This is a genomic window from Serratia sp. 2723 (assembly GCF_050434425.1).
Lineage (GTDB): Bacteria > Pseudomonadota > Gammaproteobacteria > Enterobacterales > Enterobacteriaceae > Chania.
The window spans coordinates 193,898-206,553 of sequence record NZ_JBNDIN010000008.1; the positions used below are offsets into that span (position 1 = coordinate 193,898).

A 12,656-nucleotide genomic window follows, 5' to 3' on the forward strand; every position below is an offset into this window, starting at 1 on the left:
GGCAAGTTTGACGCTCAATGTGACGCCTGTATCATTCTTGCATTGAGGGAGAGACATGGAGCTATTTTTGCTAAGTAACGGCAAGCTTTCCGGCGAAGCCGAACTGCTCGGCTATGCCAAGAGCCAACTGCTGGCCATGATTGAACGCCGTAACATCACGTCAGCCGTATTTATTCCTTATGCCATGATCCGTGGTGATTACGACCAGCGGGCGGGGGAGTTGTCACAGACGTTGGGTATCAAGGTCACCAGCATTCATCATGCCGAGTCTCCGGCAGAGGCGATCGCGCAGGCCGAGTGTATTTTGGTCAGCGGCGGCAATACCTGGATGCTGAACCAGATGCTGCATGAAAATGGCCTGATTGTGCCAATTCAGCGTGCGGTACGTGAGCGCGAAGTGCCCTATGTGGGTTGGAGTGCTGGCTGCAACGTGGCGACGCCGAGCATCCGTACCACCAATGATATGCCGGTGCGCAACAGCGTCGTGTTGCCTGCGCTGGGGCTGTTCCCGGTACAGATCAACCCACATTACATCGACGCCCATATCAGTGGCCACATGGGGGAAACCCGTGATGAGCGTCTGGCAGAGTTCTGTGCGGTGAATCCGAGCGAGTCGGTTGTTGCACTGCGTGAAGGCAGCCTGCTGCACGTCTGCGGCAACGATCTGCGCTACTTCAGTGCCAGGGAGCAGGGCTTCAAGGTGTTCCGCCACGGGGTAGAGATCCAGGAGTATCAGGATACCTCGGCACTGCGCTCGCTGGTGCCGTTCACCTGTCATTGATTAACCGAAAGGGCGCAGCATGCGCCCCTACCGATCCAGCAACCGATGATGACCATTGTGGTGACAACCCAAACCAGTAGCGCTAATGTGGGCAGATTGGCTAGAATTTGTTAATCTATCCCCTTGCTGTGAAACGCCTTAAAATCAGCCAGTTAATTAAACGTCGAGCCACCTTGAGATTTTCAGGGGACGGCGTTTAAATCTTCTATAAATCAATGGTGTAATGGCTTGCATGAAATACCGTGACCTACGCGATTTCCTCTCGTTGCTGGAAAAGAGAGGGGAACTAAAACGCATCAGCCAGCCGATTGATCCCTATCTGGAAATGACAGAAATTGCCGATCGTACGCTGCGGGCAGGCGGCCCGGCATTGCTGTTCGAAAACCCGAAAGGCTACGACATGCCGGTGCTCTGTAACCTGTTCGGCACGCCCAAGCGGGTGGCGATGGGGATGGGGCAGGAAGACGTCAGTGCGCTGCGCGAAGTGGGCAAGCTGTTGGCGTTTCTCAAAGAGCCGGAGCCACCCAAGGGCTTTCGCGATCTGTTCGACAAGGTCCCCAAATTTAAACAAGTGCTGAATATGCCGACCAAGGTGCTGGGCTCAGCCCCGTGTCAGGAACAGGTGTGGCAAGGGGAAGACGTCGATCTCGGCCGTATCCCGGTGATGCACTGCTGGCCGGAAGATGCCGCCCCGCTGGTCACCTGGGGGCTGACGGTTACCCGTGGCCCGCATAAAGAGCGCCAGAATCTGGGGATCTATCGCCAGCAGGTGTTGGGCAAGAACAAGCTGATTATGCGCTGGCTCTCGCACCGTGGCGGCGCGCTGGATTATCAGGAGTGGTGTCAGGAGCATCCGGGCGAACGCTTCCCGGTCGCTGTTGCACTGGGGGCCGATCCTGCCACCATTTTGGGCGCGGTGACGCCGGTGCCGGATAACCTGTCCGAATATGCCTTTGCCGGGCTGTTGCGCGGCAACAAGACCGAAGTGGTCAAATGTCTGTCCTGCGATCTCGAGGTTCCCGCCAGCGCGGAAATTGTGCTGGAAGGGTATATCGAGCCAGGGGAACTGGCGCCGGAAGGCCCGTATGGCGATCACACCGGTTACTATAACGAGATCGATCATTTCCCCGTCTTTACCGTGACCCATATTACCCAGCGGCGCAATGCGATTTATCACTCGACCTATACCGGCCGCCCGCCGGATGAACCTGCGGTGATGGGAGTGGCGCTGAACGAAGTGTTTGTGCCAATCCTGCAAAAACAGTTCCCGGAAATCGTCGATTTCTACCTGCCGCCGGAAGGGTGTTCCTATCGCCTGGCGGTGGTGACCATCAAAAAACAGTACGCAGGACACGCCAAACGCGTAATGATGGGGGTCTGGTCTTTCCTGCGCCAATTTATGTATACCAAGTTTGTTATTGTTTGCGATGACGACGTGAATGCGCGTGACTGGAATGACGTGATTTGGGCGATCACCACCCGAATGGATCCGGCAAGGGATACCGTTTTAGTGGAGAATACGCCGATTGATTATCTGGACTTCGCCTCGCCGGTTTCCGGGCTGGGATCGAAGATGGGCCTGGATGCCACCAATAAATGGCCGGGAGAAACCCAGCGAGAATGGGGCCGTCCGATTCAAATGGATGAGAAGGTGCGCGCGCGCATCGATGACATCTGGGATGAGCTCGCCATATTCAGTGACAGAGAACCGACGCTTTAAGCGCCAGTCTTTGTTCTCGGTCTTGCATTGATGACCCGACAGAGGGAACGCATGACAATCTTGAGCTGTAAAGTGACCTCCGTAGAGGCCATTACCGATACCGTTTATCGGGTACGTTTGGTGCCAGAGGCACCGTTTTCGTTCAAAGCAGGGCAATACCTGATGGTCGTGATGGATGAGCGTGATAAACGCCCGTTCTCTGTGGCCTCAACGCCAGCGCAGCAAGATTATATCGAGCTGCATATTGGCGCTTCTGAATTGAACCTGTATGCCATGGCGGTGATGGATCGCGTGCTGAAAGAGCAGGCCATCACCGTGGATATTCCGCATGGTGAAGCCTGGTTGCGTGAAGAGAGTGAGCGTCCATTGGTGTTGATTGCCGGTGGTACCGGGTTCTCTTACGCGCGCTCGATTTTGCTGACGGCGCTGGAACAGCAACCCAATCGCGATATCTCTATCTACTGGGGTGGGCGTGAGCTGAAGCATCTTTATGATCTCAGCGAACTGGAGGCTATTTCACTGCAATACCCAAATCTCAAAGTCATTCCGGTAGTTGAGCAGCCGGAAGACGACTGGCGTGGCCGCAGTGGCACGGTGCTGAGTGCCGTGTTACAGGATTTTGGCTCGCTGGCGGAGCATGATATCTATATTGCCGGCCGTTTCGAGATGGCGAAAATTGCCCGTGAGCGTTTCTGTGCCGAGCGTGGTGCACTGGAAGCGCATATGTTTGGTGATGCTTTCGCGTTTATCTGATTGTACGCGCAGCAGTAAAGACGGGGTGGCCAGTGCTGCCCCGTTTTTATTGGCACTGAATTTCAGGCATAAAAAAACCCGCCCCTGACAGGCGGGAAGTACGGCAATAAAACCTTTGTGATGCCCTTTGGGGCATCCAACCAGGACACAGCTAAACGCGTTCAAATACCGTGGCGATCCCCTGACCCAGGCCGATACACATGGTGGCCAGACCAAATTGCACGTCACGGCGTTCCATATTGTTCAGCAGGGTGGTGGAGATACGGGAGCCGGAGCAGCCTAATGGGTGGCCCAGGGCAATCGCACCGCCGTTAAGGTTGATCTTATCGTCCATGCTTTCCAGCAGCCCCAGATCTTTAATGCAGGGCAGTGACTGGGCGGCAAAGGCCTCATTCAATTCAAACAGATCGATATCCTGTACGCTCAGACCGGCGCGTTTAAGCGCGAGCCTGCTGGCAGGCACCGGACCATAGCCCATGATCGAAGGATCGCATCCCACGACCGCCATTGAGCGGATGCGGGCACGAGCCTTCAGGCCGAGCGACTTGGCGCGGGATTCGCTCATGATCAACATGGCGGAAGCGCCGTCAGACAGTGCGGAAGAGGTGCCTGCGGTGACGGTGCCATTGACCGGGTCAAACGCCGGACGCAGCGCAGCCAGACTGGCAACGGTCGTTTCCGGGCGGATCACTTCATCATAATCGTAACGAGTCAGTATGCCGTCGGCGTCGTGGCCAGTGGTCGGAATAATTTCATTTTTGAAATAGCCGGCTAACGTTGCAGCGTGAGCGCGTTGGTGAGAGCGGACGGCAAACTCATCCTGCATCTCGCGGCTGATATTGTGCATTTTGGCCAGCATTTCTGCGGTCAGGCCCATCATGCCGGCCGCTTTTGCCACGGTACGGCTCAGGCCCGGGTGGAAGTCTACGCCGTGGTTCATCGGGACGTGGCCCATATGTTCCACTCCGCCAATCAGGCTGACCTGTGCGTCACCCACCATGATAGCGCGGGCGGCATCGTGCAAAGCCTGCATCGAGGAACCACACAGGCGGTTCACCGTTACCGCTGGCACGCTATGTGGGATTTCGGCCAGCAGCGCGGCGTTACGGGCGATGTTGAAGCCTTGTTCCAGCGTCTGCTGCACGCAGCCCCAGTAAATATCATCAATCTCAGCGGCATTGAGTGCCGGGTTACGGCTCAGCACGGCACGCATCAGATGAGCGGAAAGATCTTCCGCGCGTACCTGGCGGAAAGCACCGCCTTTTGAGCGGCCCATCGGCGTGCGTACGGCATCAACAATAACTACGTTTTCCATCTTTATAACCTCATGCCGGTTGGCCAGTGACGATATCAGACAGCGCTGCTGTCGCCACCGGGTAGTAGCTTTCATTACGTTCCGCCTTGGCACGCAGACCGGCTGGCACCTGATACAGCGCCCCCAGGTTAGCGTAACGCTGGGCCATCTCGACGTAATTGGCGGTGCCGAGCGTATCCAGATAGCGGAATGCGCCACCGTGGAACGGCGGGAAGCCGATGCCGTAAACCAATGCCATATCCGCTTCTGCCGGGCTGGCCACAATGCCTTCTTCCAGGCAGCGTACCACTTCGTTGATCATCGGGATCATCATGCGGGCGATGATCTCTTCACTGCCGAAGGTCTGTGCCGACGCGCTCACGGTTGCCAGCAGAGTGTCGGTTTGCTCGTCGTTATCTTTACGCGGCTTGCCTTTGCTGTCCTGGCTGTAGCGGTAGAAGCCCAGCTGGTTTTTCTGGCCGAAGCGTTGGTTATCGAACATCACGTCTATCGCATCGCGGTAATTTTTACTCATGCGTTCAGGGAAACCGTTGGCCATCACCGCCTGGGCATGGTGTGCGGTATCAATACCGACCACATCCAACAGATACGCCGGGCCCATCGGCCAGCCGAACTGTTTCTCCATCACTTTGTCGATCTGACGGAAGTCGGCGCCGTTGCGCAGTAACTGACTAAACCCGGCAAAATACGGGAACAGCACGCGGTTAACGAAGAACCCAGGGCAATCATTGACCACGATCGGCGTTTTGCCCATGCGGGTGGCGTAGGCCACCACGGCGGCGATAGTGCTGTCGCTGGTATGTTCACCACGGATAATCTCAACCAACGGCATACGGTGCACCGGGTTGAAGAAATGCATACCGCAGAAGTTTTGCGGGCGCTGCAACGATTTTGCCAGGTGATTGATCGGGATGGTTGAGGTGTTGGAGGCCAGCACGGTATCTTCGCCGATCAGAGCTTCCACTTCGGACAACACCGCCGCTTTCACCTTCGGATTTTCCACCACGGCCTCAACAATCAGTTGGGCGCGTTCGATACCGGCATAGTCCAGCGTTGGCTGGATGGTTGACAGCACCTGTGCCATCTTCAGGCCGTCCAGTTTGCCGCGCTCCAGCTGTTTATTCAGCAGCTTGGCCGCTTCATTCATACCGAGCGTCAGGGATTTGTCGCTGATGTCCTTCATGATCACCGGTACGCCTTTCAGCGCGGATTGGTAGGCGATGCCGCCCCCCATAATTCCGGCACCCAGCACGGCAGCCTGTTTCGGGGCTTCAACGTTCCTGGCCAGTTTTTTCGCCTGGCCTTTCACGAACTGATCGTTGAGGAAAATGCCCACCAGGGCGCGCGCTTCGTTAGAGCGGGCCAAAGGCACAAAGCTGGCGGTTTCCAATTTCAACGCTTCGTCACGGCCAAGCTTGGCGGCGGCTTCGATGGTTTTTACCGCGGTCATCGGCGCAGGATAATGTTTCCCGGCAGTTTGCATCACCATGCCTTTGGCAGTGGTGAAACTCATTGCCGCTTCGATTGGGCTCAGCTTCAATGGTTCCAGCTTCGGCTGACGGTAGGCGCGCCAGTCGAGTTGGCCGTCGATCGCCTGTTGCAGTACTTTCAGCGCGGCTTCCACCAGTTTTTCCGGTGCGACCACGGCATCGACCAGGCCGACTTTCAGTGCGTCTTTTGCACCGATATCTTTCCCGGCGGCAATGATTTCCAGCGCGCTGTCGTTACCCAGCAGGCGTGGCAGACGTACGGAACCCCCGAACCCTGGCATGATGCCCAGTTTGGTTTCCGGCAGGCCGATGCGTGCGTCTGGAGAGGCGATACGGAAATCGGTCGCCAGGATACATTCGCAGCCGCCGCCTAACGCGTAACCGTTAATGGCGGAGAGGGTTGGCACCGGTAAATCTTCCAGCCGGTTAAAAATGGTATTGGCAAACACCAGCCATTCATGCAGCTTTTCAGCCGGTGCGGCAAACAGCGAGAGGAACTCGGTGATGTCGGCACCCACGATGAATGCGGATTTGGCAGAGCGCAGCAGCAGCCCTTTCAACTCGGTTTGCTGTTCCAGCACCTCGAGTGCGGCACCCAGGCTGGCAACGGTGCTGGTATCCAGCTTGTTGATTGGGCCTGGTGCGTTGAACACCAACTCGGCGATGCCGTTGTCGAGCCAGTGTACTTGTAATGTTTCGCCTTGGTAGAGCATGTCGATCTCCTGAATCAGCGCAGATGATCTGGTATGACCAGATGGTGACGAGTGTGGTTTTTATGTTAACAAATTGCAAATGATAGATTGCGTATTTGCAAACCGGATCACAGGGGGAATGGCTAATTGCTTGATACCAAATCAACTTATTTTTCACCCCTGGGCGCGAAACTTTGGTGCATAGCGGCTATATCGCTCGAGGATGTCATCTGTTTGCAGCGGTTTGCGAAGCACACCTCATGCAAGAGGAGATGGGGTTGGAGCGTGGGAGCTGTGTGTTAAGATGGTCCATTCCGTTCTGAGGGCATAAGGGTACTGTGATGGAAACGCTGGCTTCTTTGTATAACGACCACCTGGCAACACTGCAACAACGAGCTCGTGAAGTATTAGAGCGCAACAATCTGGATGCATTGCTGATCCATTCAGGCGAGCTGCAACGGGTCTTTCTGGACGACCACAGCTACCCGTTTAAAGTGAACGCCAACTTCAAGGCATGGGTGCCGGTAACGTCGGTGCCGAACTGCTGGTTGTGGGTGGACGGCGTTAACAAACCAAAGCTGTGGTTCTATTCCCCGGTGGATTACTGGCATAGCGTTGAACCGCTACCCAACAGCTTCTGGACCAAATCCATTGAACTGTTGCCGCTGACCAATGCCGATGATATCGCCAGCCAACTGCCGCAGCAGCGCGAGCGTGTAGGCTATATCGGCTATGCACAACAGCGTGCCCTCTCTCTTGGCATTGCGGCCGAGCACATCAACCCGCAAGCGGTGCTGAATTTCCTCGATTTCCGCCGCTCGATCAAAACCGGCTATGAGCTGGCCTGCATGCGCGAAGCGCAGAAAACGGCCGTGATGGGGCACCGTGCCGCTCATGAAGCCTTCCAGTCCGGTATGAGCGAGTTCGATATCAACCTGGCCTATCTGACCGCCACTGGCCATCGTGATACGGACGTGCCTTACGATAATATCGTGGCCCTGAATGAGCATGCGGCGGTGCTGCATTACACCAAGCTGGATCATCAACCTCCGGCCGAATCCCGCAGCTTCCTGATCGATGCAGGGGCGGAATATAACGGCTACGCCGCCGACCTGACTCGCACCTATGCGGCTCAGAGCGACAATGCATTCGCCCATCTGGTGAAAGATCTCAACGGTGAACAGCTAGCGCTGATAGATACCATGAAAGCCGGGGTGCGCTACACGGATTATCATGTACAGATGCATCAACGCATCGCCAAACTGTTGAAAAATCATAAGCTGGTAACGGGCATCAGCGAAGAAGCGATGGTCGAACAAGGCATCACCTGTCCGTTCCTGCCGCACGGCTTAGGCCACCCGCTTGGTTTGCAGGTGCATGATGCCGCCGGGTTTATGCAGGATGAAAATGGTACTCATCTGGCAGCACCAGCAAAATATCCCTTCCTGCGCTGTACCCGTGTCATGCAGCCAGGCATGGTGCTGACCATTGAGCCGGGCCTGTATTTCATTGAGTCCCTGTTGGCTCCTTGGCGTAGTGGCGAGTTCAGTAAACACTTTGCTTGGGATCGTATCGACGCGTTGAAACCTTACGGCGGTATCCGCATTGAGGACAATATCGTGATCCACGAAAAGCGTATTGAGAATATGACGCGCGATCTGAACCTGGCCTGATGCAGCCTTACCCCATTCCTGGCGCTGTCATCAGCGTCAGTGAAGAGATAAAGAAAAGCCGTTTCATCACTCTGCTGGCACCCACCTGCGGGGTTGAGGCGGCCAAAGCCTTTATCCAGCAGGTGCGTGACGAGCATCCAACGGCCCGGCACCATTGCTGGGCTTTTGTTGCCGGTGCACCGAATGATTCGCAGCAGTTGGGGTTTTCCGATGACGGTGAACCCTCCGGCACTGCGGGCAAGCCCATCCTGAGCCAGCTAATGGGCAGTGGGATCGGCGAAATAACCGCGGTGGTAGTTCGCTACTATGGTGGGATCAAACTGGGTACCGGTGGTCTGGTACGAGCATACGGCAGCGGTGTACAACAGGCGCTCAAGCAGCTGGTTGTCAGCTATAAAGTGCCGCAGCTCGAATATACTTTGCAGTGCGACTATGCTCAGCTGGCAATGGTAGAGAATTTGCTACAGCTTAGTGAAGGGCGGATTGTGCATGGGGATTACGGTGCTGCCGTGGTGTTACATCTGGCGCTACCGGCCACGGGTACTGAGGCATTTGGGAATAAATTACGCGATCTCAGCCGCGGAAGTTTGCAATTAGTCCCTATATCGCAATAATTCCCACCAACTGAATTGTTAAGGATCGTGCTGAAATGCATTTTCGCGCCATAACCCGTATTGTGGGCCTGCTGGTTATCCTGTTTTCCGGGACAATGTTTATTCCTGGCCTGGTGGCATTGATATACCGCGACGGAGCGGGGCGGGCATTCAGCCAGACCTTCTTTGTAGCCGTGACCATTGGCTTGATGCTGTGGTGGCCAAACCGTAAGCAGAAGCATGAATTAAAGCCGCGTGAAGGCTTCCTGATTGTGGTGTTGTTCTGGACCGTGCTGGGCAGCGTGGGGGCATTACCTTTCCTGTTTTCCGAACGGCCCAATCTCTCCCTGACGGACGCCTTTTTTGAATCCTTCTCGGGTTTAACCACCACCGGAGCTACCACCCTGGTCGGGTTAGACTCCTTGCCTAAAGCCATCTTATTCTACCGCCAGATGCTGCAATGGATGGGAGGGATGGGGATCATCGTGCTGGCCGTCGCCATACTGCCTATCCTCGGCGTCGGGGGCATGCAGCTATACCGTGCGGAAATGCCTGGCCCATTGAAAGACAACAAAATGCGCCCGCGTATTGCCGAAACGGCCAAGACCTTGTGGCTGATTTACGTACTGCTGACCATCGCCTGCGCGCTGGCGTTATGGGGCGCCGGAATGTCGGTGTTTGACGCTATCGGCCATAGTTTCGCAACTATCGCCATCGGGGGCTTTTCCACGCATGATGCCAGCGTGGGTTACTTTGCCAGCCCGGCCATCAACACCATCATCGCTGTGTTCCTATTGATCTCCGGTTGTAACTACGGCCTGCACTTTGCCTTGCTCAGCGGGCGCAGCTTGAAAGTGTACTGGCGCGATCCGGAATTTCGCATGTTTATCGCCGTGCAGTTCACGCTGGTGGCGGTGTGTACCGTGGTGCTGTGGTGGCACGGTATATATAGAAGCGGCATGGAAACGCTTAATCAGGCTTTCTTCCAGGTGGTGTCGATGGCAACCACCGCAGGCTTCACTACCGACAGCATTGCCAAATGGCCACTGTTCCTGCCAATGCTCCTGCTCTGCTCTGCCTTTATCGGTGGCTGCGCGGGTTCAACCGGTGGTGGCCTGAAAGTGATCCGCATCCTGCTGCTGTATCTGCAAGGGTCGCGAGAGTTGAAGCGGTTGGTGCACCCAAATGCGGTTTACACCATCAAGTTGGGCAACCGCGCCTTGCCTGAACGTATTCTTGAAGCGGTGTGGGGATTCTTCTCCGCCTATGCATTGGTATTTATCGTCAGCATGCTGGCCATTATCGCCACCGGCGTGGACGAGTTCTCGGCCTTTGCCGCGGTAACGGCAACGCTGAATAACCTGGGGCCTGGCCTTGGCGTTGTCGCCGATAACTTTACCACCATGCCGCCACCGGCAAAGTGGGTACTGGTCTTGACCATGCTGTTTGGCCGTTTGGAAGTGTTTACGCTGCTGGTTCTCTTCACACCGACTTTCTGGCGTGAGTAAATGTATCTACGAGGAGTAACGCCATGAAGGCACTGATTCTCTATTCGAGCCGTGACGGACAAACGCATTCTATTGCTGCTTATATAGCTAACCAGTTGCAGGATACCCTGAACTGCGACGTTATCGATCTGCAGCAGGCAGAGCATATCGAGCTTGGACAGTACCAACAGGTACTTATAGGGGCTTCGATACGCTACGGGCATTTCAATACGGTATTACACCGATTTGTGAAGCGCCACGCTGATCAGTTGAATCAGATGCCTAGCGCGTTCTTCGCGGTAAACCTGACGGCACGCAAACCGGAAAAGCGTTCGCCGCAAACCAACGCCTACACCCGCAAGTTCTTATTGTCATCACCTTGGCAGCCGAAACAGTGCACCGTGTTCGCCGGTGCGCTGCGTTATCCGCGTTATCGCTGGTTCGATCGCGTCATGATCCGCTTTATCATGAAAATGACCGGGGGAGAGACGGATACCAGTAAAGAAGTGGAATATACAGATTGGCAGCAGGTGGACCGCTTTTCCCAGGAATTCAGCCGCATCCAGTACGAAAAGTGATAGAAATGCTGCCTTGTGCAGCGTTTTGCCGAAAAAATCCGCGCTTGAAAAGTTTTTTGAATTTAGGGGTTGCGCCCTTCTGAGAACTCCCTATAATGCGCCTCCACTGACCGGGAACAACGACTCCTCTAACGAGAACCAGTCGCCCAGCCAGGAAGAAGCAACCCGGTGAAAACACCGCGTCTCGCAAGAGAAAAAGGTTGACTCTTCAGCGGGAAAGCGTAATATGCACCTCCCGCGTTACCGAGAAACTTTCCGGTAACGAACGCTCTTTAACAATTTATCAGACAATCTGTGTGGGCACTCACAAGACGATATCCAGCTACTTCGGTAGCAAAAAAATATCAAGTCTTGAAGAGTGACCAAGCAGTAATTCATGCAAATGAATTATTACGAAAGTTAATTTTCGAGCATCGCTGCACGAGTTGCAGCAAATCAAGCTTTTAATTGAAGAGTTTGATCATGGCTCAGATTGAACGCTGGCGGCAGGCCTAACACATGCAAGTCGAGCGGTAGCACAGGGAGCTTGCTCCTGGGTGACGAGCGGCGGACGGGTGAGTAATGTCTGGGAAACTGCCCGATGGAGGGGGATAACTACTGGAAACGGTAGCTAATACCGCATAACGTCTTCGGACCAAAGTGGGGGACCTTCGGGCCTCACACCATCGGATGTGCCCAGATGGGATTAGCTAGTAGGTGAGGTAATGGCTCACCTAGGCGACGATCCCTAGCTGGTCTGAGAGGATGACCAGCCACACTGGAACTGAGACACGGTCCAGACTCCTACGGGAGGCAGCAGTGGGGAATATTGCACAATGGGCGCAAGCCTGATGCAGCCATGCCGCGTGTGTGAAGAAGGCCTTCGGGTTGTAAAGCACTTTCAGCGAGGAGGAAGGCCAACAGCTTAATACGCTGTTGGATTGACGTTACTCGCAGAAGAAGCACCGGCTAACTCCGTGCCAGCAGCCGCGGTAATACGGAGGGTGCAAGCGTTAATCGGAATTACTGGGCGTAAAGCGCACGCAGGCGGTTTGTTAAGTCAGATGTGAAATCCCCGAGCTTAACTTGGGAACTGCATTTGAAACTGGCAAGCTAGAGTCTTGTAGAGGGGGGTAGAATTCCAGGTGTAGCGGTGAAATGCGTAGAGATCTGGAGGAATACCGGTGGCGAAGGCGGCCCCCTGGACAAAGACTGACGCTCAGGTGCGAAAGCGTGGGGAGCAAACAGGATTAGATACCCTGGTAGTCCACGCTGTAAACGATGTCGACTTGGAGGTTGTGCCCTTGAGGCGTGGCTTCCGGAGCTAACGCGTTAAGTCGACCGCCTGGGGAGTACGGCCGCAAGGTTAAAACTCAAATGAATTGACGGGGGCCCGCACAAGCGGTGGAGCATGTGGTTTAATTCGATGCAACGCGAAGAACCTTACCTACTCTTGACATCCACAGAACTTTCCAGAGATGGATTGGTGCCTTCGGGAACTGTGAGACAGGTGCTGCATGGCTGTCGTCAGCTCGTGTTGTGAAATGTTGGGTTAAGTCCCGCAACGAGCGCAACCCTTATCCTTTGTTGCCAGC

Annotated in this window: 9 protein-coding genes and 1 rRNA gene; 8 read left to right on the top strand and 2 right to left on the bottom strand. The window is 55.2% G+C overall.

The annotated features are described in order from the left end of the window. Nucleotides 1-55: 55 nt before the first annotated feature. From pepE to fre, 3 genes are all read left to right on the top strand, one after another. Complete coding sequence (gene pepE, locus ABIE29_RS14550) at nucleotides 56-781, top strand: dipeptidase PepE (protein ID WP_429619441.1); 726 nt, start codon at nucleotides 56-58, stop codon at nucleotides 779-781. Between the two features lie 223 nt (nucleotides 782-1,004). Then, on the top strand, nucleotides 1,005-2,501 hold the full coding sequence (gene ubiD, locus ABIE29_RS14555) for a 4-hydroxy-3-polyprenylbenzoate decarboxylase (RefSeq protein ID WP_429619442.1): 1,497 nt from the start codon (nucleotides 1,005-1,007) through the stop codon (nucleotides 2,499-2,501). 51 nt (nucleotides 2,502-2,552) lie between these two features. Next, entirely contained in the window at nucleotides 2,553-3,254 is a 702-nt protein-coding gene (gene fre, locus ABIE29_RS14560; RefSeq protein WP_429619443.1) for an NAD(P)H-flavin reductase, read from the top strand. A 151-nt stretch (nucleotides 3,255-3,405) separates the two neighbouring features. Here fre and fadA read toward each other — a convergent pair whose 3' ends face one another. Together fadA and fadB are read right to left on the bottom strand one after the other, a co-directional pair. Next, complete coding sequence (gene fadA, locus ABIE29_RS14565) at nucleotides 3,406-4,569, bottom strand: acetyl-CoA C-acyltransferase FadA (RefSeq protein ID WP_429619444.1); 1,164 nt, start codon at nucleotides 4,567-4,569, stop codon at nucleotides 3,406-3,408. A gap of 10 nt (nucleotides 4,570-4,579) precedes the next feature. Beyond that, nucleotides 4,580-6,772 carry a fatty acid oxidation complex subunit alpha FadB gene (gene fadB, locus ABIE29_RS14570; protein ID WP_429619445.1) on the bottom strand — a complete coding sequence of 731 codons (2,193 nt, stop codon included), beginning with the start codon at nucleotides 6,770-6,772 and terminating at the stop codon, nucleotides 4,580-4,582. 320 nt (nucleotides 6,773-7,092) lie between these two features. Here fadB and pepQ point away from each other — a divergent pair, with 320 nt between their 5' ends. From pepQ to ABIE29_RS14595, 5 genes are all read left to right on the top strand, one after another. Further along, nucleotides 7,093-8,424, top strand: coding sequence for a Xaa-Pro dipeptidase (gene pepQ / locus ABIE29_RS14575; RefSeq protein ID WP_429619446.1), 1,332 nt, complete (start codon nucleotides 7,093-7,095; stop codon nucleotides 8,422-8,424). After that, on the top strand, nucleotides 8,424-9,038 hold the full coding sequence (locus tag ABIE29_RS14580; protein WP_021807951.1) for an IMPACT family protein: 615 nt from the start codon (nucleotides 8,424-8,426) through the stop codon (nucleotides 9,036-9,038). The genes pepQ and ABIE29_RS14580 overlap by 1 nt, the downstream gene beginning before the upstream one ends. A 35-nt stretch (nucleotides 9,039-9,073) precedes the next feature. After that, a complete protein-coding gene (gene trkH / locus ABIE29_RS14585; protein ID WP_021181454.1) occupies nucleotides 9,074-10,525 on the top strand; it encodes a Trk system potassium transporter TrkH in 1,452 nt (483 codons plus the stop codon). Between the two features lie 23 nt (nucleotides 10,526-10,548). Then, complete coding sequence (gene hemG, locus ABIE29_RS14590; RefSeq protein WP_429619447.1) at nucleotides 10,549-11,082, top strand: menaquinone-dependent protoporphyrinogen IX dehydrogenase; 534 nt, start codon at nucleotides 10,549-10,551, stop codon at nucleotides 11,080-11,082. Between the two features lie 444 nt (nucleotides 11,083-11,526). Then, nucleotides 11,527-12,656, top strand: a 16S ribosomal RNA gene (locus ABIE29_RS14595); the annotation flags it as partial.

Excerpts from the sequence above, each read along its gene's own strand:
- pepE (WP_429619441.1), top strand. The coding sequence starts at position 56 with ATGGAGCTATTTTTGCTAAGTAACGGCAAGCTTTCCGGCGAAGCCGAA.
- ubiD (WP_429619442.1), top strand. The coding sequence starts at position 1,005 with ATGGCTTGCATGAAATACCGTGACCTACGCGATTTCCTCTCGTTGCTG.
- fre (WP_429619443.1), top strand. The coding sequence starts at position 2,553 with ATGACAATCTTGAGCTGTAAAGTGACCTCCGTAGAGGCCATTACCGAT.
- fadA (WP_429619444.1), bottom strand. The coding sequence starts at position 4,569 with ATGGAAAACGTAGTTATTGTTGATGCCGTACGCACGCCGATGGGCCGC.
- fadB (WP_429619445.1), bottom strand. The coding sequence starts at position 6,772 with ATGCTCTACCAAGGCGAAACATTACAAGTACACTGGCTCGACAACGGC.
- pepQ (WP_429619446.1), top strand. The coding sequence starts at position 7,093 with ATGGAAACGCTGGCTTCTTTGTATAACGACCACCTGGCAACACTGCAA.
- ABIE29_RS14580 (WP_021807951.1), top strand. The coding sequence starts at position 8,424 with ATGCAGCCTTACCCCATTCCTGGCGCTGTCATCAGCGTCAGTGAAGAG.
- trkH (WP_021181454.1), top strand. The coding sequence starts at position 9,074 with ATGCATTTTCGCGCCATAACCCGTATTGTGGGCCTGCTGGTTATCCTG.
- hemG (WP_429619447.1), top strand. The coding sequence starts at position 10,549 with ATGAAGGCACTGATTCTCTATTCGAGCCGTGACGGACAAACGCATTCT.